The sequence below is a fragment of the Nocardiopsis sp. TSRI0078 genome, assembly GCF_001905145.1.
GTDB lineage: Bacteria > Actinomycetota > Actinomycetes > Streptosporangiales > Streptosporangiaceae > Nocardiopsis.
On sequence record NZ_LWLB01000036.1, the window covers coordinates 217828 to 239890 of the forward strand.

Here is a 22063-nt window from a genome sequence, read left to right on the forward strand (position 1 = left end):
GCTTGGTCGGGTCCGTGGTGTGTCCGGTCGGTCGGGGACGTCGGGCGTGCGGGCTCCGACACCGTCCCTTTTCGGTCGCTCCTGGTTAGAGGAACCATACCGACCGTGGGAACAGAAGTCCGGACACGACCCGCCGGGGCATCCGGAACGGGCCGGAGGCGGTCAAAGCGCGCTCGACCGCGCCCCGTCCCGGAGGCGTTCGACGACGGAGACCAGGTCCCGCCACGCCTGCTCGGTGTCGGGTCCGCCCCTGTGCGGAGCGGAGAACCAGTCGACGAACTCCACGACGTCCTGCAGGTCCCAGCGCAGCCGGTACAGGTCCATCAGGGCGGGGTCGGGCTCGTGTCCGCCGGCGCGGGTGTAGCGGGAGAGTTCGCCGGGGTCGTCGGTGACCAGCCACAGGTCGCGCTCGGGCACGGCCAGGCCGACGGTGTCCCAGTCGACCAGGAGCGGCCGCCCGCCGCGCCACAGCAGGTTGCCGGGGTGGGGCTCGCCGTGGGTGAGGACCGAGGCCGCCCCCTCCAGGGCTTCGGCACCGTGGTCGAACTCCTCCATCCGCTCGCGCAGGGTCCCGGCGTGCCCGGCCAGCAGTTCGGCGGTGGGGACGGCGTGGGGTCCCCCGTCGCCGACCCCGGCTGGGTTCTCCAGGAGTCTGGCCAGCCGGTCCCGCCCGGGGAGCCCGGCGGGGACGGCGGGCGCGTCGCCGGGAGCGCACCGGTGGAGCCGGGCGAGGGTGTCCAGGAGGCGTGCGCGCTGGTCGGCGGTGAGTTCCCGGCCGAAGTCGCCGGGGGCACCGTCCACGAACGGGAAGACGCTGAGCGCGTACCGGTCGCCGACCGGTACGACGGTGTCGCCGCCCGGTGTGCGCAGGGGAGCGACCACGAACCCCAGCCCCTCGTCGTCGTGCAGTCGGGCGGCGGTGTCCATGGCCCTCGTCAGGCGGCGCCGCACGGAGCCGGGTTCCGGTCCGAGGAACGGCTTGTGCCCGAGGTCGGCCGCGGTGGCGAACCACCGGCGCCCCGAGGTGTCGGTGGCGCTCCAGTGGTGGTCGCCGGAGCCGAGCGGGACGTGGTTGAGCGCGACCGCGTGGATGCCCCACACGGCCAGCGCGTCGTACAGCCGTTCTTCCAGGTCGGGTGGCCGTTCACGCATGCGGCGAAACTACCAGGACAAGCGCCGCGGGCAGCATGGCTACGCGCCGTGTACCGCGATGGCGCGGACCCGGCCGACGCGGTGGACCCGCCCGGCCCCGCACACGCGGGTCCGCGCCGGTCGGCGAAGCCACTCCCTGGAATTGGTGAAATCACCGTAAACGTGCGCCAAGTCGACGCTGCGCCACCGACGTGCCCCTCCCCGGGTGTTTCGCTTGCTGGACGAGCCATCACCACGCGACGGAGGGGACGTCATGGCGGAGGCGACCGAGGAGGACCCGCGCACGCGGCGGCGCGGGCCGCGGAGCAACTGGGTCCCGTTGGGCCTGGCCGCCGGGGCCGTCGCCCTGCTGGTGGTGGCCTGGCCGCTGGTCAACGCGCTGCTGCCCGGCTCCGAGTCCGTCCCCTCCGGCGACCCCGTCCCCGTGGGGTCCGGGGGCGGCTACCGGGCGTCCTTGACCTTCCCCCAGGAGGGGTGGGCGCTGAACACCGGCGCCAGCCAGGCCGGACACACCTACCGCTTCCACCGCGGCCCCGTGAGGCTGACGCTCAACTCGGTCACGCCCGCGACCACGCCGCCGCCCAGCGTCGAGGAGCTGTGGGAGGGCATGAGCCGCCTGGTCCGCGCGGGCGAGGCCTCGGCGAGGCTGGGCGAGCCGGAGGCCATCTCCACCCACGACGGCGACGAGGGGCTGACCGGGACCCTGGAGAGCGGCTCCCGGCGCGGCGCCGCGGTGGTCTACCCCTCCCCCGACGGCCGCATGGCCGTGGAGATGACCCTCGCCGGGCGCGACGCGACCACGGCCGACATCGCCGCGGTCGCCGACGTCGTCCGCTCGGTCTCCTTCACCAGGGAGAACTCGTGAACCACGGATCCGAGGAACCGCGCACGCCGGGCGCGACCGACCGGGGCTCGGTCCCGTTCCCGCGCAGGGCCCACCGGGACGAGCACGGCCGCCGGCACACCACCGAGCGGGCCGTGGACAGGCGGCGCGAGCACGGGCAGCGGCTGCCGTCGCTGGTCGCGCTCGTGCTGGTCACCGTGCTGTGCGCGGCGGGGCTGGTCTTCCTCGCACTGCAGTTCGCGGGGCTGGCGCGCGTCTTCTCCGCCGAGGCGGCGCTGGCCGTGTTCCTCGGCGCGGTGACGCTGGCCTTCGGGTTCTGGGTGCTGCGCCGGATCCGCCCGGTGCGCGCCCCCGACCTGAACGCCTCCCTGACCGCGGTGGCCTGGGGCCTGACCGCCGCACCCGCCGCCGGGGTCCTGGCCAACGGCGGCCTGTCGTCGATCTGGGCCAAGGGCCTGGGGCTGGCCTTCTCCGGGGTCTGGGGTCCCGCGCTGACCGCCCCGCTCAACGAGGAGGTCCTCAAGCTGGCCGGGATCGTGCTGGTCGCGGTGGCCTTCCCGTACGCGGTGCGGGGCCCGGTGGACGGGTTCGTGTTCGGTTCGCTGGTCGGCCTGGGCTTCGAGGTGTCGGAGAACTTCATCTACTCGATGAACGCGGTGGTCCAGGCGGGCGGCACCGGCGGCGTGGTGCCGGTGGTGCAGACCTTCATCCTGCGTGTGGGGCTGGCCGGCCTGGGCTCGCACTGGGCGATGTCGGCGGTCGCGGGCACCGCGGTGGGGCTGCTGGCCGCCGCGGCGTGGCGCCCCGGCACGCGCCGCGCGGTCGGCGCCGCCGCCCTGGTGGCGCTGGCGATGGCGCTGCACTGGCTGGTGGACTCGCCGCTGCTGGGCGGCGTCCCGGGCGTGGTCCTCAAGGTCGCCGTGGTCTTCCTGACCACGATGGCGGTGTACTTCACGGTCCGGTACGCCTACCGGCGCCGGGTGCGCCGGGCCCTGGCCTCCGAGGGCGAGGCCCTGGGCATGCGGCGGTCGGCGTCGGTGGCCCTGGCCAGCCGGCACGGCCGCCGCAGGGAGCTGCACCACGTGGCGCGCCCGGAGCGGCCCGACGTGGAGCGGCGCCAGGAGCAGGTGCTGGCGATCGCCGAGGACCGGGCGGCACGGTACACGCCCTGACCGGTCTCCGCGGGCGCCTTCCGTCCGGCCGTCGGTACCGGAACGGGCGGGCCGCGGATTTTCATCGGCGGCAGTGTGGGCATAACGTGCCGCATGGGCGAGCGAGCACGAAGGGGCAAGAGGACGACACCGCCGAGGACGGGGCGGGGGCGCACACGCGATCCCAGTCTCACACCGCGGGCGCTGGCCGCGGCGCGGGCCGAGTACGGCAGGGCGGGCTGGGCCTCGTTCACCCTGGACGGGGTGGCGCGCAGGGCGGGGATCGGCAAGGCGGCCCTCTACCGGCGCTGGTCCACCAAGGAGTGCCTGCTCGCCGACGCCATCGAGGAGCACGTCCGACTGCCGGCCCCGGCCGACACCGGCAGTCTGCGCGGCGACGCCCGCGCGCTGGCGGCGGCGCTGCTCGACCACTTCCTGGCCCCGTCCGGGTGGCTCACCCTGCGCGTGGCCGTGGACGCCGCCACGGGCCCGGAGTCCCTGGCGTCCTTCCGGGAACGGCTCGTGCGCGCCCACCGCGAGGGGGTCGCGGACATGGCGCGGCGGGCCGTCGAACGCGGTGAGCTGGTCCCAGGGACCGACACGGGCCCCTTCGGCGAGGCGCTGTACGGGGCGGTCCTGGTGCACGCCATGGCCATGGGCCCCGGCCGGCGCGAGCACGCGCGCGAACACGCGGACGAGCACGCGCTCCCGCTGGCCGACTTCGCGCTGGCCTCCCTCCTGGCCGGCGGTTCCGCGAACACCGGGGGCCCCGCGGGCTGAGCGCGCCCGGTCCCCCGCTCAGGCGTCGGAACGCAGCCAGCGCTGCAGCAGGGTGCCCTCGGACTCGACCACCACGCCGGGTACGAGGGCGCGGTCGGCCGCCGTGCCCACCGCGATGCGTTGTTCGAGCCCTCCGGCCAGCAGCGGTACGACCGTCAGGCACAGTTCGTCGAGCAGGCCGGCGGCGGCCACGTCGGCCAGTAGGCGGGGCCCGCCCTCGCACAGGATCCGGGGCATGCCGCGTCCGGCCAGGGCGGCGACGGCGGCGGGCAGGTCCACGCTCCGTTCACCGCACACCAGCACGCGGTCCTCTCCCAGCGTGCCGCGTGCGCGGTCCAGGGCCTCGGCGCCGGCCGCCTCGCAGGTCACCAGCAGCACCCCGCCGCCGTCCCCGGGCCGCTCGGTCAGCAGCGGCGGCACCTGGCCGGTACCGCTGACCACGGCCAGCTCGGGGTGGGCGGCGCGTCCCTCGGCGAGGGCACGGGCCAGGAGGCCCCGGGTGCGCGGACGCGTGTGCCGGTAGCCCTCGACGCGGGCGGTGCCGGCGCCGACCAGCACCACGTCGGCCAGGTCGCGCAGGAGCGTGTACACCACCTGGTCGGCGGGGGTGTTGATGCTTCCCGTCCGCCCGTCGTTGCCCGCGGCGGCACCGTCCAGGGTGGCGACCATGTTCGCGCGCAGCCACGGCCGGTCGGGGTAGGCGTAGAGCCGTTCCAGGGCGGAGGCGTCGAGCACGTCCCCCGGGGAGGCCGCCCCGGGAACGGCGTCGTTCAGAAGGAGACGCACGGCCACACCGCCACGAAGTACATGACCCCGAACGGGTCGTCGGCGTAGAGCACCTCGGGCCCCACCGGATCGCCGGCTTCGGCGAGTGCGTGCGCCATGACCTGGAGCGCGGCACGGCCCGACGCCATCAGGTCGGCGGCGAGGACGGGGTCCAGCCGCAGCAGGCCCGCCCGGTCCCCCTCGGACAGACAGCGGCGGACCTCCTCGTCGAAGCCGAAGGCGCGCTCGTCCAGGTGGCCGGGCGCCCTCGTGCCGCGCCGGGCGCTGCCGTCGCCCATGACGAGCAGGGCGACCCGCTCGGCGCGGTCGGCGACGCGGCGTCCCAGCGCCTCCACCTCGGCCTCGGAGGCGTCCCAGGCCACGGTGGCCATCTCCACACGCCCGCGGTGGCCGACCGAGTCGAGCAGCCGCCGGGCCACGCCCAGGCTCAGCGGCAGCGTCCGCTCCCGGGGGACCCGCTCCCCCGTGCCGCCGAACTCGCGGACCGGGACGAGCCGTTCGGTGTGCTCTCCGGAGGAGTCATGCCCGCCGACGACGACCAGCACGTCCGGGGAGTGTCCGGCCAGCGCCTCCAGGGCCGACTCGCACTCCTTGCGCAGTTCGGCCGCCACGTCCTGGCCCCCGCTGAGCTCGCGTATCAGCAGCGGCGGGTGCGGGCAGACGGCGGTTGCGACGATCACGCGTACCTCCTCACGCCAGTCCCCGAACGGTGCGTGCGGGGGGCCGGACTCCCCTGATGGTGGCGACCATGTCGAGCACCTGCCGGGTCTCGGCCACCTCGTGGACCCGGTAGACCTGCGCGCCGTGCCAGGCGCACACCGCGGTCGCCGCGAGCGTACCGGTCAGGCGCTCCCCCACGGGCAGGTCCAGGGTCTCGCCGACGAAGTCCTTGTTGGACAGCGACACCAGCACCGGCCAACCGGTGGCGGTCATCTCGTCCAGGCGCCGGGTCAGCTCCAGGGAGTGCCAGGTGTTCTTGCCGAAGTCGTGCGCCGGGTCGATGATCGCCGACGCCGGGTCCACCCCCAGGGACACCGCGCGCTCGGCCTGGGCGACCGTGTCGTCGACGGCGTCGCGCACCACGTCCTCGTAGTGCAGCCTGTGCGGGCGGGTGCGCGGGGTGATCCCGCCGGTGTGGGTGCACACCAGGGCCGCGCCGAACTCGGCGGCGACCTCGGCCAGCCCCGGGTCGTAGCCGCCCCAGGCGTCGTTGAGCAGGTCGGCACCGGCCTCGCACACCGCCCGGCCCACGGAGGCGCGCCAGGTGTCCACGCTGATGACCAGGTGGGGGAACTCGGCGCGGACGGCGGCCACGAAGTCCACGATCCTGTGCTTTTCCTCCTCGGCGCTGATCTCCTCGCCGGGCGCCGCCTTGATGCCGCCGATGTCCACGATGTCGGCGCCCTCGGCCACGACCCTGCGCACGCGCTCGAAGGCGGCCCCCTCGTCCCAGGTGGCGCCCCTGTCGTAGAAGGAGTCGGGGGTGCGGTTGACGATCGCCATGACCAGCGTGGTGTCCGCGTCGTACTCCCGACCGCGCAGTCTCAGCACCGGCCGACCACTCCTTCCAGAACCTCCGCGTCCCCGGCGCCGACCTCGGCCGCCGGCGGGCGCTCCACGATGCTGACCGTACTGTCCAGCGGCCGTCCGCGCCGCTCTCCCGCACCGAACTGGCGTATCCGGACGCTGTCGGCGCCGTGGTCGATCCCGGCCCGGCGGTCGGCGACCGCGAGCAGCTCGGTGGCCATCGCGCCCAGTCCGCGCAGCGACTGGTGGCGGTGGGCGCGGCGGCCCAGGTCCACCTGCGCGACGGCGTCCACGCCGTACCGCAGGGCGGTGTCGACCAGTACGGCGAGTTCGACGCCGTAGCCGGTGGGCACCGAGAGCCGCTCGAACAGGCCGCGGCGTATGGCCCACTCCCCGGACAGGGGCTGGACCACGCCCGACAGCTGGGGCCAGCGCAGGGCGATGGTGGGGCGGGCCACGAGCTCGGTGACCCGGCCGCCCCCGTGGGAGGCCGCCTCCCCGGAGCCGTCGGTGTCCCCGGGGCCGTCGGGGCCTCCGGTTCCCGGCCCGCGCCCGGCGCCCCGGGGCTCCCCGGCCGTGCCCGACCGGTCCAGTACCCGGTCGTAGAAGCCCTTGACCAGGCTCACCCCGGGCTCGGTGAGCAGCGGGCCGAGCAGCCCGGACACGAAGTGGGTGTCCCACTCGACCAGGTCGGCGTCCATGAAGGCGATGATGTCGCCGGAGGTGACGAAGAGCGACTTCCACATGGCCTCGCCCTTGCCCCGGTGGTGGCCCAGTTCGGGACGCACGTCGCCGACGCGGTGGACGGCGGCTCCGGCGGCGCGGGCGCGGGCTCCGGTGTCGTCGGTGGAGTCGGAGTCCATGACGACGATCTCGTCCAGCAGGGGCGCCTCCTCCTGGAGCGCCGTGCGGACCCGGGCGACGATGCCGCCGACGGTCGCCGCCTCGTCGCGCGCCGGGATCACCAGGCTGACCGTGCTCCCCCGCCGCCGTTTGAGTTCGACCAGCTGCTCGACCGTCCATTCCGAGGACCGGTAGGTACGGCGTTCGAACCACTCGTTGTCCACAGAGCCTCCCCCAGCGGCCAACACTAGGGCACGTCCGGCCGTGGGAACCCGCCGGTCCTCGCTTGTCCCGGCGCGTGGTTGCTCACCTTCCCCGGTACGGGCACCGCCGCCGGGCGGTGTCACCCTTTCTCGCGGAAGGCGGCGGCGCGCTCGGTGAGCCAGTCGAACAGGGCCGGGTCCTCCCCCATCTCCGGGTGCCACTGCACGCCGACGACCCCGTCGGCGTCGGCGTACTCGACGGCCTCCACGGTGCCGTCGTCGGCCCGGGCCGTGGCCACCACGCCCTCGCCCAGGTCCGCCACGGCCTGGTGGTGGTAGGCGGGCACCTCCAGCCGGGTCCGGCCGAGGATCCGCGCGAGGCGCGAGCCGGCGTCGACGGTGACCGGGTGGGCGTCGAACACCCCGGGCCTTCGGCGGTGTCCGTCGTGGCCCACCACGTCGGGCAGGTGCTGGTGGAGGCTTCCGCCCCTGGCCACGTTGAGCAGCTGCATCCCCCGGCACACGCCCAGCACCGGCATGCCCCGGGCCAGGGCGCCCGCGAGCAGGTCGCTCTCGGCCGAGTCCCGGGCGCTCTGGACCCCGGCGGTGTGCTCCCCGGTGTCCTGGCCGTAGCGGTCCGGGGCGATGTCGCCGCCGCCCGCCAGCAGCAGACCGTCCAGGCGGTCCACCGCTCCGGCCGCTCCGGCCGCTCCGGTGACCGGGGGCAGCAGCACCGGGACGGCCCCGGAGGCTGCGACGGAGTCCACGTAGGCGCGCGGCAGCAGGGCCGCGGCCATGTCCCAGACCCGGCCCCAGCGGGCCTGCTCGGCGTAGGTGGAGATTCCGATGACGGGTGGCACTGCGCTCTCCTCGGGGACGGTTCGATGCAAAGCGTACGAGATAGCGACAAAGCACCGAACAGCCTCCTCTTTCTTGGAACTCGATTACGTGCTACCTTTAAATAGATGTCAGAACCAAACACCCCACCCGTTCCAGCCGACCTCGTGAACGCGGCCCTTCGCGCCGCGGAGAACCTGGGAAAGGACGTGGCCGACGTGCCCCTGATCGCCATCGCGGAGGAGGCGGGCGTCTCCCGCAGCACCCTGCTGCGCCGCGTGGGCGGCTCGCGCCGGGCGCTGGACGAGGCGGTGCGGGCCTCGGGCGTGGACCCCGGCGGCCGGCTTCCGGTGCGGGAGCGCGCGATCGAGGCCGGGGCCCGGCTGATCAGCGGGCAGGGCCTGGGCGCGACCACACTGGAGGCGGTCGCCGCCTCCGCCGGGTGCTCGGTGCACAGCCTGTACGCGACCTTCGGCGGCCGCGACGGGCTGCTCCGTGCGATCTTCGAGCGCTACAGCCCCATCCTCGGCTTGGAGGAGGCCCTCGCCGGACCGGAGGAGGACCTGGCCGCGCGGGTCCACAGGATCCACCGCCTGGTGGGTCGCGGCTTCGGCCGCGAGCCCCGGGTGCTGCCCGCCATGCTCGCCGACGTGCTCACCCGTCCCGAGGGGCCCACCGTCGACCTGCTCGCCCGGTCCTTCTTCCCCCGCATGCTCACCGGGCTGGGCGGATGGCTGGCCGAGGAGGTCTCGGCGGGCCGGATCCGCGACCTCCCGGTCCCCCTCCTCATGCAACAGCTGCTCGGCCCGCTCGCCGTGCACTTCATGCTGCGCCCGGCACTGGGAAGGGTGCCGGGGGTGGAGTTCCCCGACGCGGAGGAGGTCTGCTCGGTCTTCGCCGACGCGTTCCTGCGCGCCGTCGCGGTCCCGGAGGGGCCGCTTCGCCCGGACGATCCGAACACGACCCTGGAGCCGCAATGAGTGAGAGTACGACCTGTGTGATCGCCGGCGGCGGCCCCGCCGGAATGGTGCTGGGCCTGCTGCTGGCCCGCGCCGGTGTCGAGGTCACCGTGCTGGAGAAGCACGCCGACTTCCTGAGGGATTTCCGCGGGGACACCGTGCACCCCTCCACCCTGGAACTGCTGGAGGAGCTGGGCCTGTACGAGCGGTTCGCCGAACTGCCCCAGAGCAGGCTGGACGAGGTCGCCTTCCCCGTCGGCCCGGACCGCGCCGTGACCATCGCCGACTTCCGGCGGCTGCGGCGCTCCCTCTCCCACCCCTACATCGCGCTCGTCCCGCAGTGGGACTTCCTCAACCTCATCGCCGGGGCCGGACGCGAGGAGGCGGCCTTCACCCTGCGGATGAGCACCGAGGTGACCGGGTTCGTCCGCGAGTCGGGCCGGGTGGCGGGGGTCCGCTACCGGGGCCCGGAGGGCGAGGGGCAGATCCGCGCCGACCTGACCGTGGCCTGTGACGGCCGGTGGTCGCTCGCCCGCCGCGAGACGAACCTGGTGCCCCGGGAGTTCCCGGTGGGGATCGACGCGTGGTGGTTCCGACTCCCCCGCGACGCGAAGGACCGCACGGCGCTGACCCCGCGTGCGGGTCTGGGCCGGTTCGCCGTGGTGATTCCGCGCGAGGGCTACCTGCAGCTCGCCTACATCGGGCGCAAGGGCACCGACGACCGGCTGCGCGCACGCGGGATCGAGGCCTTCCGCCGGGACGTCGCCGAGCTCATGCCCGAGCTGGCCGACCGGGTCGGATCCCTGGAGTCCATGGACGAGGTCAAGCACCTGGACGTGCGCCTCAACCGGCTGCGCCGCTGGCACACCGAGGGCCTGCTGTGCATCGGCGACGCGGCCCACGCGATGTCCCCCATCGGCGGTGTGGGCATCAACCTCGCCGTGCAGGACGCCGTGGCCTCCGCGACGCTGCTGGCCCGGCCGCTGCGCGAGCGCTCGCTCACCTCCCGCGACCTGGCCGCGGTCCGCAGGAGGCGGATCCTGCCGACCGTGGCCGTCCAGGCGCTGCAGCGCCTCATGCACCGCGGGCTGGCCGAGCCGATGGTCAGGGGGGAGCGCCTGGGCCCGCCCAAGCCCGTGCTGGCGGCCCTGGACCGGGCGCCCTGGTTGTCGTTCGTGCCCGCCTACCTCATCGGGAAGGGGATCCGGCCCCAGCACGCGCCGGGTTTCGCCCGCCGCCGCCCCCGAGGGGCCGCCCGGTAGGGGCGGGCTCCCGCCGTCCCGGGCCCCGGGACGGCGGCGCGCCCCACCGCGCGGACACGCCCCGCCGTGGGGCGGTCCCCCGCCGGGTCAGGACAGGTCGGGGACGCGCTCGCCCGCCGGGACCGGCCCCGGTGCGGTACCCGCCCCGAAGGGGCTGCCGCCCAGCTCCTCGCGGTGGTGGGCGGTGAGCCAGCGGCGCGGGTCGGGGCCGGCGGCGATGATCCGCGTCGGATTGATCGCCGTGTGGACCCAGTAGTAGTGCGCGCGGACGTGGTCCAGGTTCGTGGTGTCGCCGAACCCGGGCGTCTGGAACAGGTCGCGGGCGTAGGCCCACAGCGCCGGGTATTCGCTCAGCTTGCGGATGTTGCACTTGAAGTGGCCGTGGTAGGCGGCGTCGAAGCGCACCAGGGTCGGGAAGAGCCCGATGTCGGCCACGGTGATGGAGTCCCCGACCAGGTAGCGCCGGGTGGACAGGTGCTCCTCCAGCGCGTCGAGCCTGGCGAACACGGCGGCGACCGCGGCGTCGTAGTGCTCCTGGTCCGGGGCGAACCCGGCCCGGTAGACGCCGTTGTTGAGGTCGGTGTAGATCTCCCCGGCCAGGGCGTCGATCTCCCCGCGCAGCGCCTGCGGGTACAGGTCCGGGGCCCCGTCCCTGACCAGGGCGCCCCACTCGGTGGCCATGTCCTTGACCAGCTGGTCGAAGTCGTTGGAGACCAGGTGCCCGTCGTCCACGTCGACGAGGCCCGGAACGCTGACCCCGCCGGTGTAGTGGGGGTCACGCGCCAGGTAGGCCTCGCGCAGGGCGTGGATGCCCAGGACGGGGTCCCTGCCGCCGGGGCTCCCGGTCTCCTCGGTGAAGACCCAGTGCGGGTCGCCCTCGATGATCTCCTGGCGGGGGTCGGTGACGGCCAGGGAGACGACCCTCTCCAGCCCCATGAGCCTGCGTGTGATGACGACCCTGTGCGCCCAGGGGCAGGCGCGGCTGACCACCAGGCGGAAGCGGCCGGGTTCGGCCGGGCGGCCGAAGCGTCCGTCCGCGGTGACCCGGTCGGTGAAGGCCGCCGGTGCCCTCTTGATCTCCTCGGTGGGGATCTTGTTCGCCCTCAACCCTGGCTCCCTTCGAGCGCGGGTGGATCTCGGTCACGACTGAACATGCTATCCGCGCGGTGGACGTGCGCGGGGTCCGACGGACCGCGTGGCGCCGGGAACCGCTCAGCGCGCACGGAACGCCGCCGAGGCCGGCCGGCTCACCCGAAGCTGATGGGCAGCCCGGCGTAGTTGTGGGCGAACTCGGTGGCGGCGGCCTCGGAGTCGATGACGCGCTGGAGCTGGGAGAGCTGCAGGCGGGCGTCGAAGTCGTCCCCGTGTCGGTGGAGCGTGTTCGTCATCCACCAGGAGAAGTGGGTGCACCGCCAGACCCGGCGCAGGGCGGTGTCGGAGTAGGCGTCGGCGAGGTCCTCCCTGCCGTCGCGCAGCCAGGCGGTGAGGGCCTCGGCGAGCAGGGTGACGTCGGCGATCGCCAGGTTGAGGCCCTTGGCGCCGGTGGGCGGGACGATGTGCGCGGCGTCCCCGGCCAGGAAGAGGCGGCCGTGGCGCATGGGTGTGGTGACGAAGCTGCGCATCGGGAGCACGCTCTTCTCGGTGATGGCGCCGGTGCGCAGGTGCCAGTCCTCCATGCCCGCGCCCAGGCGGGTGGTCAGCGCCTCCCAGATCCGGTCGTCGCTCCACTCCTCGACGGCCTCGTCGGGCCGGACCTGGAGGTAGAGGCGGCTGACGGTGGCCGAGCGCATGCTGTGCATGGCGAACCCGTCGGGGTGCCAGGCGTAGACCAGCTCGTCGGTGGAGGGGGCGACGTCGGCGAGCACGCCCAGCCAGGCGAACGGGTAGGTGCGCTCCCACACCCGCTGCCGCGCCGCGGGGACGGCCCGGCGGCTGGGGCCGTGGAAGCCGTCGCAGCCCACGACCGCGTCGGCGTCCACCCGCCGCCGGTGTCCGTCGGCGTCGGTGAAGGCGACGTGGGGGTGGTCGGTGTCGACGTCGTATGGTGCGACGTCGGAGGCCTGGTAGAACGCGGGGCGGCCGGCCTCCTCGCGGGCGGCCATGAGGTCCTTGGTCAGCTCGGTCTGCCCGTAGATCCACACCGACCTGCCTACCAGCGCGGTGAAGTCGACGTGGTGGCGCTCGCCCGGCCACTGCAGGTACACGCCGCGGTGCTCGTCGGCCTCGGTGGCGAGCCGGTGCCCGACCCCCGCCCGGGTGAGCACGTCCACGCTCCCCGACTCCAGTACCCCGGCCCGGATCCGCGAGCGGACGTGGTCGGCGGTCTGGCGCTCGACGAGGACCGAGTCGATTCCCTGGAGTCCGAGCAGGTGGGACAGGAGCAGCCCCGCCGGGCCCGCTCCGATGATGGCGACCTGGGTGCGCACGGTCGTTTCTCCTTCTGGTGCTCGGCTCACGCGCACGGGGAGGAAGGCCCCGCGACGCGCGGCGTGTCGTCGTGGCGGCGAGCGGATCCGACGGCCTCGGGTCCGCCCGCCCCGGCGGGCGCGGTCGGCTGCGCCCCGGCGGCCGGGCGGGAGCGGCGCCGGACGGCGCTCCCCGGGAACCCGGGTGTGTCGACGATGCACCACGTGTGACCGCCCCCACCACACGCTTCTCACTGGTTGAGAAACGGGCCGTCTCCGAGCCGGGGACGGAGGGGACCGGCCCGGGCGCCCTCAGGCACCCATGGCACGGGAGGCGGAGCGCGCGGCGGTGCGCACCGCCGGGACCGCGAGGGCGGCGCGCTCGTCGTTGGGCACGACCACCGACAGCGCGGCGGCCACCGCGCCGGTGGAGTCGCGCACGGGTGCGGCGATACCGGCCGTCTCCTCGTCGATGAACCCCCGGGACAGGACGTAGCCGGACCTGCGGATCTCGGCCAGCAGGGCGCGCAGCCGCCGGGTGTCGGCGACCGTGTTCGCGGTGTGGGCGCGCAAGGGGCCCTCCAGGACCCGCTCCTGGAGCGGCGCGGGGGCGTGGGCGAGCAGGACCAGGCCCGAGGAGGAGACGTACAGCGGCAGCCGCCCGGCGATCCGGGTGATGTTGACGACCGCTCCCGGGGCGGAGAGGCGCTCGACGAACAGGACCTCCTCGCCCTGGAGGACGCCGAGCTGGGTGTGCTGGCCCACCACCGCGTGCAGGTCCTCCATGAACGGCCCGACCGTCTCGCGCAGGTCCAGTGCGGGCGAGGAGCGCACGGCCACCTCCCACATGCGCACGCCCACACGGACGCGGCGGTCGGGATCGCGTTCGAGCCACCCGTGCCGGACCAGCCCCTCCACGAGGCGGGAGGCGGTGGCCACGTGCAGGTCTGCGCGCCGCGCCACCTCGGAGACCCGCAGTGCCGGGTGTTCGGAGTCGAAGGCCTCCAGGACGCGCACCACCCGGGACAGCACGGACTCCCCGTTCGCTGCTCTGACCACGACAGCAGTGTCCACCCCAGGCCCCGGCCGAGTCCACCGGGGGCGCTCCGGGGGCTCGCCCCGGGGAGGGCGTCAGAGCAGGTCCAGGACCGGACCCGCCGCGATGCCCAGCCCCAGGGAGGCGGCCGCGGCGGTGACGGCGACCCCGGTGCTCCACCGGTCCGGCGCCCCGGGCCGGTCCCCCGCCTCCGGCGGTTCCCCGGGGGCGCGGAAGAGGGGCAGGATCCAGCGCAGGTAGTAGAAGAGGCTGGCGACGGTGTTGACGGCGGCCAGCACCATGAGCCAGCCCAGGCCCGCGTCCAGGGCCGCGGTGAAGAGGGCGAGCTTGCCGACGAACACCGCCGTGGGCGGGGTGCCCACGAGACCGAGCAGGCACACGACCAGGCTCAGCGCGAGCCAGGGGCGGTCGCGGAAGAGGCCCGCGTGGTCCTCCAGCGTCCGGGTCCGCAGGGCGCACACGACGGCGAAGGCCCCGAGGTTGGCCGCCAGGTAGGCGCCCAGGTAGAACAGCAGCCCCGGCTGGGCCGACTGGCCCCCCGCAGCGGCCACGGCCATCAGCAGGTAGCCGACCTGGCTGACGGTGGAGTAGCCCAGCAGGCGGCGCGCGTCCGTCTGGAGGAGGGCGCCCAGGTTGCCCAGGGTCATCGACGCCGCGGACAGGAGCGCGGCCAGCAGGACCCAGTCCAGCGCGGCCCCGGCCAGTACCTGGTCGCCCAGCCGGTACAGGGCCGCCAGCGCACCGATCTTGGGCACGGTGGTGACGAAGGCGGCGACGGGCGCCGGGGCGCCCTCGGCGACGTCGGGCACCCAGAAGTGGACGGGCACTCCCCCGGCCTTGAACAGCAGCCCCGCCAGCACGGCGATGACGCCGGCGGCCACGAGGGCGCGCGGCGCCCCGGGCAGGGCGGCCGCCAGTCCCTCGTAGCCGGTGGTGCCGCCCGCCCCGAGCAGCAGGGTGGTCCCGGTCAGCAGCAGGATCCCCGACAGGGCTCCCAGGAGGTAGAACTTCAGCGCGGCCTCGGTCCCCGTACCGTCCTTGGCGAAGCCGACCAGCGCGTAGAGGGGGATACTCGCCAGGAGGTAGGCCACGGCGAGCACCAGCAGGTCGCTCGCGCCCGCCAGCACCATCGTGCCCAGGGCCGCGAGCAGCAGCAGGACGTGGAACTCCGACTCGCGCGGGTGGTCGGCGAAGGCGTCGGCGGCGAGCAGGACCGTGGCCAGGACGCCCGCGAGCACCACGACGCGGACCGCGTGCGTGATGGTGTCCACGGTGTGGCCGCCGGAGGCCGCTCCGGTCCCGGTCGCCGCCGCCGCGACCGCGGCGGCCAGCGCGACCAGAAGCGCCGCGACCACGCACAGGCGGACGCGCCCCTGCCGGCGCCGCGGCGTCCAGCTCCCGAGCAGGAGCGCGCCCACCGCGGCGAGCGCCAGGACCAGCTCGGGCAGCAGGGTGACCGGGTCGACTCCCTCCATACCGCTCATCCGGCCACCAGGGCGGCCAGGGCCCGGGCCGCGGGTTCGACGCGGTCGAGCAGGAAGCGGGGCGTGAGGCCGATGAGGACGGACAGGGCCAGGAGCGGCGCGATGGCGGCGCCCTCCCGTGCGGACAGGTCGCCGACGCGGTCCGTGCACGGTCCCGGGCCTCCCAGGAACAACCGCTGCAGCGCGCGCAGGAACAGGGCCGCGGTGACGAGGATGCCCAGCAGCGCCAGCGCCGTGGGCACCGGGACCGGGCCGAGGCTGCCCGCGAAGATCTGGAACTCGGCGATGAACCCCGACAGTCCCGGCAGGCCCAGGGAGCCGAAGAAGGCCACGGCCGCGAGGGCGGCGAAGCGCGGAGCCCTCGCGGCCAGGCCGCCGTAGGAGCCCATGTCGTAGGTGCCGGCCCGGTCGTGCAGCACGCCGGCCAGCAGGAACAGCGCGCCCGTGAGCAGGCCGTGGCTGACCATCTGCGTGACCCCGCCGGTGATCGCCAGCGAGGCCGCGTCGGACTGCGTGCCCGTGGCCAGGCCGGCGGCGCCCAGCCCCAGGATGATGTAGCCCATGTGGTTGACGGAGGTGTAGGCGACCATGCGCTTGAAGTCGGTCTGGGCGAGCGCGACGAGCGCTCCGTACAGGACCGAGACCACGCCGACGACCACGAGGACCATCGCGTGGGCGCTCCAGGCGCCCGGGAGGATGGGCATCGCGATGCGCACGAACCCGTAGGTGCCCATCTTCAGCAGGACCCCGGCCAGGATCGCCGACCCGACCGCGGGCGCGTCGGTGTGCGCCGGGGGCAGCCAGGTGTGGAAGGGGACGGTGGGCGTCTTGACGGCCAGTCCCACGCCGATGGCGAGCAGCACCAGTCCTCCGACGAGCCCGCGACCCTCCAGCGGGGTCTGCCCCGCCAGCTCCACCATGTCGAAGGTGCGGGGGTCGGAGGCCACGTACAGGCCGATGAAGCCCAGCAGCAGCGCCAGCGACCCCAGGAACGTGTAGAGGAAGAACTGCAGCGCCGACCGGGCCGGCCGCCCGTGCCCCCAGCCGGCGATGACGAAGTACATCCCGACGATGGACAGGTCGAAGAAGACGAAGAACAGCAGCAGGTCCAGGGCGCTGAACAGCCCCAGCGAGACCGTCTGCAGGAACAGGAAGAGGACGGCGTGTGCGCGGACGCGCCTGGGGCGGCGCAGGGAGTGGACCGCGCACGCCAGGAAGAGCACCGCCGTCATGGCCGCCAGCGGCAGGGAGAACCCGTCGACGCCGACGTGGTAGGACGCGCCCACGCTGGGGATCCACAGCACCCGCTCCTCGTAGGCGAAGCCCCCGGGGCCCGGGCCGGACACGGACGGGTAGTACGCCCACAGGCCGAGGACGAGCACCAGGTCCAGGGCGGCCACCGCGACCCAGGTCCAGGCCGCCGTCGCATCGCGCGGGCGTGGAAGGGCCAGCAGCACCAGGCCCGCGGACAGCGGCAGGAACACGACGACGGAGAGCACGCCTCACCTCATCAGGACGACGACGGCGGCCAGGACGACGAGTGCGACGACGGCCTGGACGTAGTACTGGTGCAGCAGCCCCGTCTGGGGGCGCAGCGCCCACCCGGCCAGGATCCGCGCGCCGGAGGCGACCGCGCGCACCGCCCCGTCGGCCCACGCCTCGCCCCGGTCGCGGGCCAGGTCCGCGGCGCGCCTCCCCCCGCTCGCGCAGGAGCGCACGCCCCGGGCGAGCACCCGGTCGTCGAGGTCGGCCAGGCCGGCGGAGAAGGACGTGGTCGCGTGGGCGGCGGCCCTCGCCCCGCCCGCGACCACGCGGTCGTCGAGGGCGGCCAGGGCCCGGGCGAGCGCCGTCACGGGCCTGGCGACCAGGGTGTTCGCCGCCGCCTCCAGGCCGAGCCAGCCGCCGGCCCACCGACGGCCCGGCACGGCCTCCCCGCGGCCGCGTGCGCACGCCCGCCAGGTGATGATGAGCACCACGGCGGCCAGCAGGCCCGACACCGCCGTCTCCCACCCCGCGGGCCCCGGTTCCGCCGAGGCTCCCAGCAGCGCGCGCCACCACCGCGCCGCCGCGGGAAGGACCAGGACGCCGAGTCCCACCGTGGCGGCGGCCAGCGCGACCGGCGGCAGTACCTCGGACGGGGGCGAACGGTGCTCGGACCCGCGCCGGGGCGCACCGCCCTCCCCCGCCGGGGGCGGGGCCCAGACCGCGGCCAGGGCCCGTGCGGCGTAGGCCGCGCTCACGGCCGACGCCGCCAGGCCCGCCGCGTACGGAAGGGGCCCGAGGTGCAGCGCCGCGGCGAGCACCTCGTCCTTGGCCGTCCACAGCGGAAGCGGGGGCAGCCCGGCGACCGCCAGGGCACCGACCGCGAAGGCCGCCCCCGCCGGGGGGCTTCCGCGCGCGGCCCCGCGCAGACCGCCCAGCTCCTGGGTGCCCCGGGCCGCCAGCCACGTCCCCGCGCACAGGAACAGCAGGCTCTTGGCCGCGGCGTGCGCGGTGAACTGCAGCATTCCCCCGCCCACACTGCCCGCGCCCGCCGCCAGGACGACGAAGCCCAGCTGCGAGCAGGTCGAGGCGGCCAGCAGCTGTTTGAGGTCGGTCTGGTGGAAGGCCACCGCCCCCAGCAGCAGCGCGGTGGCCGCACCGACCCAGACCAGGGCCGGGCCCGCCCACGCCGTGGCCGCCAGCGCGGGCTCGATCCGCAGCAGCAGGTAGCCCCCCGCCGCGACCATCGTGGCCGAGTGCAGCAGGGCCGAGACCGGGGTGGGGCCGGCCATCGCGTGCGAGAGCCAGAAGCTGAAGGGCAGCTGCGCGGACTTTCCCAGCGCGGCGAGGACCACCCCGGCCACGGCCGCGTCCCGCCATCCGCCGTCCAGGGCGGCCAGCTCGGAGAGCCGGAGCGCGCCGGAGCCCCCGGCCAGGGCCGCCCCGGCGGCCAGGTACAGGCCCAGGTCACCGGTCCGCGTGGTGACGAAGGCCAGCGTCGCCGAGCGGACGCGGGAGGTCTCGCCCCACCAGTAGCCGATGAGGGCGTAGGAGAGGGCGCCCATGACCTCCCACGCCGCGAGCAGCGTGAACAGGCCGGTGGCGGTCACGGTGGCGAGCATCGCCGCCGTGAAGAGCAGCATGAGGCCGAAGAAGCGGCCGCGCGCCTGGTCGGATCCCATCTCGGCGGAGGCGAAGAGGACGACCGCCGCGGCGACGGTGGCCACGGTGAGCACCGCGACCGCCGACAGCCCGTCCACGGCCGCCCCCGCGCCGATGCCCGCGAGCATCGGCGCGGACGTGCTCGGCCGGGACACCGCCGCGACGGCGGCGGCGACCAGCGTCAGGCCCGCGGTGGCGACGGCGCAGGGCGCGGCGACCGGATCGGCGCGCCTGCCCGCCACCAGCAGGACCGCACCCGCCGCGGCGGGCAGGCCCACCAGCGCCCACAGGGAGGCCGTCACCGGTCGCCACCGTCCCCGTGGTGCTTGTGATCCCCGTGGCCACCATGGTGCCCGTGGTCGCCGGAACCACTGTGATCGGCAAGATCGGCGGCCATGTCGACCATGTCGACGTCGCGCGCGCGGAAGATGGCTGTGGTGACGGCAAAGCCCATCGCCATCTCCACGGCCATCGCTGTGACCGCGACCAGGACGAGGACCTGGCCGTCGGGCCGCTCGGGTGAGGTGTAGAGCCAAAAAGCCGCCGCGGCGACGATGACGGCGTTGACCATCAGCTCTAGGCCCATCATCACCATGACGACGGACTGCTGGCTGAGCGCGCCGAAGAGCCCCACCGCGAACAGCGCGGCCGCCAGGAGAAGGTACGCCTCCAGGATCATCGGTCGAGCCCACCGCCGATCGGGTCGTCGGGGCGCCCGCGCCGCAGGTCGTCGCCGTAGCGGTCGTAGCGGCCCCGGTGCGTGGTGAGCACGGTGGCGGACACCATGGTCGCGAACAGCACCAGGCCCACGAGCATCATGACGAGCATGTGCTCCCCCATGATCGCCTCGCCCAGCGCGAGCGTGGGGTCGGCGGGGGGCCCGCCCGTGCGCTCGGGCCAAGGCACGAACACGATTCCCGCGGCCAGCAGCAGGAACACCCCGACGGACACGGCCAGGGAGCCGACCTTGTTGTGCACCATGGTCATCGGCATGAGCCCGGCCGGGTTCATCATGTACATGATCATGAAGACGGCCATGACCATCATCTCCATGACCATCATGAGGATGATTAGCACGCCCAGGTAGGACAGCCCCAGCAGCAGGATCGCCACCCCGGTGAGGACGAACGACGCCAGCAGGGCGAAGGTCGCCCGGGCCATGGAGTCCACCACGAACACCATGACGCCCGAGGCCACCGCGCCCACGGCGCAGACAGCGAACACCACCGTCTCGGTCACCGCTCCTCCTAACGCGTCAGCACGAACACGGCCACCACGAGGGCCTGCAGCAGGGTCACCGGGACGAGGACCACCCAGCCCACCTCGGTGAACCGGTCCATCCGCACCGCGGGCAGCCGGTGCCCCAGCCAGACCAGGAGTGCCACGACCCCGGCCGTCTTGGCCAGCGTCCACGCCCAGCCGGGCAGGAGCGGGCCCGCGCCGCCGCCCAGGAAGAGCGGCACCGCCATCGCGGCCACCACGGCGAGGAACATGTACCGCCCCGCGCGAAGGACCAGGAGGTCCACCCCCGACAGCTCCGCGGCCGCTCCCCCGGCCAGGTCCCGGCCCACGGGCGTCCCGAAGGGCCCCCAGAAGGCCATGGCCAGCGCCGAGACCAGGTAGACCGCGAAGGCCGCGGGCATCAGCACGGCGAACCAGACCTGCTCCTGGGCCGCGACGATGTCGCTCACGCGCAGTGAGCCCGCGCCCAGGGCCGCCGTGGTCAGGGCGAACATGTGCGGCAGCTCGTAGGAGAGTCCCTGGACGAGGAACCGGTAGCCCCCGACGAGGCCCCAGGCCGAGTCGGCTCCCCAGCCGAGCATCCACAGCGCCGCCCAGACCACCACCTCCATGGCGTTGAACCACACGACGCCGACGGACAGGTCGCCGACCGATGCCGGGCCGAGCGGGACGACCAGTGCCGCCAGGACGGCGGCCGCCGGGACCAGCGCCCCTCCCAGCCGCCACAGCAGCGTGTCCGCGCCGGGGATCGTCCTGCGCCGCTGCACGAGCAGACGGGCCGCCTCCCGCGCCGGAGCGGTCAGCCCCGCTCCGGGAGCGGTCCCCGCCGCACGCGCGCGGAGCGCGGCCGTCCCCGCCGCCGCGCCGTAGCCGAAGGCGAGCAGCAGCACGGGGACGAGCAGGGCGGTCCACAGCGGCGCGGCCCCGCTCACGCGCCACGCTCCGGGGTGTGGGCGCCGACGGCCTCGGTGTCGGGGTCCAGGGAGGCCACGATGAGCCGTGCCGCCGCCAGTTCCCGGCCGACGACGAGTTCGGGCACCAGGTCCAGGGCGGCACGGGCCGTGCCGGAGCCGGCGGGAGCCGGCGCGGAGGCGGACCGGCCGGGCTCCGCGGCCGCCTCGATCCGGTCCAGCCAGCGCGACCAGCGGTCGGTGGCGTCGCCGCGCAGCTCCTCGGGGGCCCGGTCGCCGACCGCGCCGAGGCCGTCGGTGGCCCAGCGCAGCAGGCGTGAGCGGCGCACCCCGCGCGCCCAACGGCGCAGTTCCGCCCCGAGCCCCGGACCGGCCTCGGGCTCCAGCAGCGCGTCGCGCAGCCGGCGCCCCGCCAGGGCGGCGGCGGGCCAGCCCGCGACGAACAGCAGGCGCTGCGCCGCGTCCAGGGCGGCCGCCGCCGTGGTCCGCGGGTGCTCGGGGCTCGGGTCGGCGGTACGCGGCGTGTTCCGGGGCGCGGTCCAGAAGGAGGAGCCCTCCCGTGCCCCGACCAGGTGGACCCGTGCCTCCTGGACCACGTCCCCCTGGAGCACCGTCCTCAGGGACAGTCCGGCCGGCCAGTCGGGCAGGGCCGGGCCGAGGGCGAGGTGCAGCCGGTCGAGTGCCAGGCCGTCGCGGTCCTCGCCCCGGTCGGCCATGGCCAGGCCTCCGGGCATGTGCTCGTCGTCACCGGCCCCGGCCCGTTCACGTGCGGCCCGGTCGCGCCCGTCGGCGTCGCGGCGCTGGGCGGCGGTGTCGAGCAGGTCGGCGCGGGCGCGGTCCAGGGCCTCGTCCGCTCCCTCCGGGGAGGGGACGCCCGCGCGGGCGCGCGGTCCGGGCATCTGTCCCCAGACCCGGTCCAGCATCTCGTCGAGTTCGGGATCCGCGGGACCGCACACCACCAGCAGGTCGGCCTCGGCGGGGGCGAGCGCCTGGCGCCAGCCGCGTTCGCGTACGGCCCTCTCCACGGCCAGCCGCGCCCCGGTGCCGCCGATCGCCGTGACGACGAAGGCGCACGGCACGGCGCGGCGCAGCAGCCATCCGGTCACGTCCACCGGAACGCCCCCTCCCGCCAGGCGTAGAGGACGGCCGCGACCAGGACGGCGAGGAAGGCGAACATCTCGACGACGGCGGGCACGCCCTTGTCCGCCACGACGAGCACCCAGGGGTACATGAAGACCATCTCCATGTCGAAGGCCAGGAAGAGCAGCGTCACCGCGTACCAGCGCACGTGGTAGCGGGAGGCGGCGTGCTCGGTCGCGGCCGTACCGGACAGGAACGGTTCGCAGGCCACGGGCGGCTTCCGCAGGCGTACCGCAGCCGAGAGCGCGTAGAGGCCCGTGACCAGCACGGCGGTGATCCCGGCGAGGACGAGCGCCGGTACGAACGAGTCCACGTGCTCCCCCTCCCCCGCCGGGG

22 protein-coding genes are annotated in these 22063 nt (G+C 75.0%); 5 read left to right on the plus strand and 17 right to left on the minus strand.

Going from position 1 to position 22063, the window contains the following annotated elements; translation table 11 throughout:
• Nucleotides 1-162 precede the first annotated feature (162 nt).
• Complete coding sequence (locus A6A08_RS25540; RefSeq protein ID WP_073705199.1) at nucleotides 163-1152, minus strand: aminoglycoside phosphotransferase family protein; 990 nt, start codon at nucleotides 1150-1152, stop codon at nucleotides 163-165.
• 253 nt (nucleotides 1153-1405) lie between these two features.
• Here A6A08_RS25540 and A6A08_RS25545 point away from each other — a divergent pair, with 253 nt between their 5' ends.
• From A6A08_RS25545 to A6A08_RS25555, 3 genes are all read left to right on the plus strand, one after another.
• Nucleotides 1406-2017 (plus strand): hypothetical protein, encoded by a 612-nt coding sequence (locus A6A08_RS25545; RefSeq protein WP_073705200.1) that lies wholly within the window; start codon nucleotides 1406-1408, stop codon nucleotides 2015-2017.
• The gene (locus A6A08_RS25550; RefSeq protein ID WP_073705201.1) at nucleotides 2014-3168 is read left to right on the plus strand and encodes a PrsW family intramembrane metalloprotease; all 1155 of its coding nucleotides are present in this window, start codon (nucleotides 2014-2016) and stop codon (nucleotides 3166-3168) included. Before A6A08_RS25545 ends, A6A08_RS25550 begins: the two co-directional genes overlap by 4 nt.
• A 93-nt stretch (nucleotides 3169-3261) precedes the next feature.
• On the plus strand, nucleotides 3262-3927 hold the full coding sequence (locus tag A6A08_RS25555) for a TetR/AcrR family transcriptional regulator (protein WP_083609279.1): 666 nt from the start codon (nucleotides 3262-3264) through the stop codon (nucleotides 3925-3927).
• Nucleotides 3928-3945: 18 nt separating this feature from the next.
• On the opposite strand, the gene A6A08_RS25560 is transcribed toward A6A08_RS25555, so the two are convergent.
• From A6A08_RS25560 to A6A08_RS25580, 5 genes are all read right to left on the minus strand, one after another.
• On the minus strand, nucleotides 3946-4719 hold the full coding sequence (locus tag A6A08_RS25560) for a pyrimidine reductase family protein (protein ID WP_083609280.1): 774 nt from the start codon (nucleotides 4717-4719) through the stop codon (nucleotides 3946-3948).
• Nucleotides 4698-5393 (minus strand): hypothetical protein, encoded by a 696-nt coding sequence (locus tag A6A08_RS25565; protein ID WP_073705202.1) that lies wholly within the window; start codon nucleotides 5391-5393, stop codon nucleotides 4698-4700. The genes A6A08_RS25560 and A6A08_RS25565 overlap by 22 nt, the downstream gene beginning before the upstream one ends.
• Nucleotides 5394-5403: 10 nt before the next feature.
• A complete protein-coding gene (folP, locus tag A6A08_RS25570) occupies nucleotides 5404-6264 on the minus strand; it encodes a dihydropteroate synthase (RefSeq protein ID WP_073705203.1) in 861 nt (286 codons plus the stop codon).
• Nucleotides 6258-7307: a glucosyl-3-phosphoglycerate synthase gene (locus tag A6A08_RS25575; RefSeq protein ID WP_073705204.1), complete on the minus strand. Its 1050-nt coding sequence runs from the start codon at nucleotides 7305-7307 to the stop codon at nucleotides 6258-6260. Before A6A08_RS25575 ends, folP begins: the two co-directional genes overlap by 7 nt.
• A 119-nt stretch (nucleotides 7308-7426) precedes the next feature.
• The gene (locus A6A08_RS25580; RefSeq protein WP_073705205.1) at nucleotides 7427-8146 is read right to left on the minus strand and encodes a gamma-glutamyl-gamma-aminobutyrate hydrolase family protein; all 720 of its coding nucleotides are present in this window, start codon (nucleotides 8144-8146) and stop codon (nucleotides 7427-7429) included.
• Nucleotides 8147-8251: 105 nt separating this feature from the next.
• Between A6A08_RS25580 and A6A08_RS25585 the strand changes: the two genes are divergently transcribed.
• Complete coding sequence (locus A6A08_RS25585; RefSeq protein ID WP_073705206.1) at nucleotides 8252-9103, plus strand: TetR/AcrR family transcriptional regulator; 852 nt, start codon at nucleotides 8252-8254, stop codon at nucleotides 9101-9103.
• Nucleotides 9100-10344, plus strand: a complete 1245-nt coding sequence (locus A6A08_RS25590; RefSeq protein ID WP_073705207.1) for an FAD-dependent oxidoreductase — start codon at nucleotides 9100-9102, stop codon at nucleotides 10342-10344. The genes A6A08_RS25585 and A6A08_RS25590 overlap by 4 nt, the downstream gene beginning before the upstream one ends.
• An 87-nt stretch (nucleotides 10345-10431) precedes the next feature.
• Here the strand turns inward: A6A08_RS25590 and A6A08_RS25595 are convergent, their stop codons facing one another.
• From A6A08_RS25595 to A6A08_RS25645, 11 genes are all read right to left on the minus strand, one after another.
• Nucleotides 10432-11451 carry a glutathione S-transferase family protein gene (locus A6A08_RS25595; protein ID WP_073705208.1) on the minus strand — a complete coding sequence of 340 codons (1020 nt, stop codon included), beginning with the start codon at nucleotides 11449-11451 and terminating at the stop codon, nucleotides 10432-10434.
• 140 nt (nucleotides 11452-11591) lie between these two features.
• On the minus strand, nucleotides 11592-12770 hold the full coding sequence (locus A6A08_RS25600) for a 4-hydroxybenzoate 3-monooxygenase (RefSeq protein WP_073705209.1): 1179 nt from the start codon (nucleotides 12768-12770) through the stop codon (nucleotides 11592-11594).
• A gap of 291 nt (nucleotides 12771-13061) precedes the next feature.
• Entirely contained in the window at nucleotides 13062-13808 is a 747-nt protein-coding gene (locus tag A6A08_RS25605; protein ID WP_073705210.1) for an IclR family transcriptional regulator, read from the minus strand.
• Nucleotides 13809-13880: 72 nt separating this feature from the next.
• Nucleotides 13881-15290: an NADH-quinone oxidoreductase subunit N gene (locus tag A6A08_RS25610; RefSeq protein ID WP_073705211.1), complete on the minus strand. Its 1410-nt coding sequence runs from the start codon at nucleotides 15288-15290 to the stop codon at nucleotides 13881-13883.
• Nucleotides 15287-16789 carry a NuoM family protein gene (locus A6A08_RS25615; protein ID WP_073705212.1) on the minus strand — a complete coding sequence of 501 codons (1503 nt, stop codon included), beginning with the start codon at nucleotides 16787-16789 and terminating at the stop codon, nucleotides 15287-15289. The genes A6A08_RS25610 and A6A08_RS25615 overlap by 4 nt, the downstream gene beginning before the upstream one ends.
• Nucleotides 16790-16792: 3 nt before the next feature.
• Nucleotides 16793-18736 carry a proton-conducting transporter membrane subunit gene (locus tag A6A08_RS25620; RefSeq protein WP_073705213.1) on the minus strand — a complete coding sequence of 648 codons (1944 nt, stop codon included), beginning with the start codon at nucleotides 18734-18736 and terminating at the stop codon, nucleotides 16793-16795.
• Nucleotides 18733-19113, minus strand: a complete 381-nt coding sequence (gene nuoK / locus A6A08_RS25625; RefSeq protein ID WP_242422899.1) for an NADH-quinone oxidoreductase subunit NuoK — start codon at nucleotides 19111-19113, stop codon at nucleotides 18733-18735. The genes A6A08_RS25620 and nuoK overlap by 4 nt, the downstream gene beginning before the upstream one ends.
• On the minus strand, nucleotides 19110-19673 hold the full coding sequence (locus tag A6A08_RS25630) for an NADH-quinone oxidoreductase subunit J (protein WP_143181840.1): 564 nt from the start codon (nucleotides 19671-19673) through the stop codon (nucleotides 19110-19112). Before A6A08_RS25630 ends, nuoK begins: the two co-directional genes overlap by 4 nt.
• 8 nt (nucleotides 19674-19681) lie before the next feature.
• Nucleotides 19682-20608: an NADH-quinone oxidoreductase subunit H gene (locus tag A6A08_RS25635; protein WP_073705214.1), complete on the minus strand. Its 927-nt coding sequence runs from the start codon at nucleotides 20606-20608 to the stop codon at nucleotides 19682-19684.
• Nucleotides 20605-21699, minus strand: a complete 1095-nt coding sequence (locus A6A08_RS25640; protein ID WP_073705215.1) for a hypothetical protein — start codon at nucleotides 21697-21699, stop codon at nucleotides 20605-20607. The genes A6A08_RS25635 and A6A08_RS25640 overlap by 4 nt, the downstream gene beginning before the upstream one ends.
• A complete protein-coding gene (locus tag A6A08_RS25645) occupies nucleotides 21690-22040 on the minus strand; it encodes an NADH-quinone oxidoreductase subunit A (protein ID WP_073705216.1) in 351 nt (116 codons plus the stop codon). Before A6A08_RS25645 ends, A6A08_RS25640 begins: the two co-directional genes overlap by 10 nt.
• Between the last annotated feature and the right edge of the window lie 23 nt (nucleotides 22041-22063).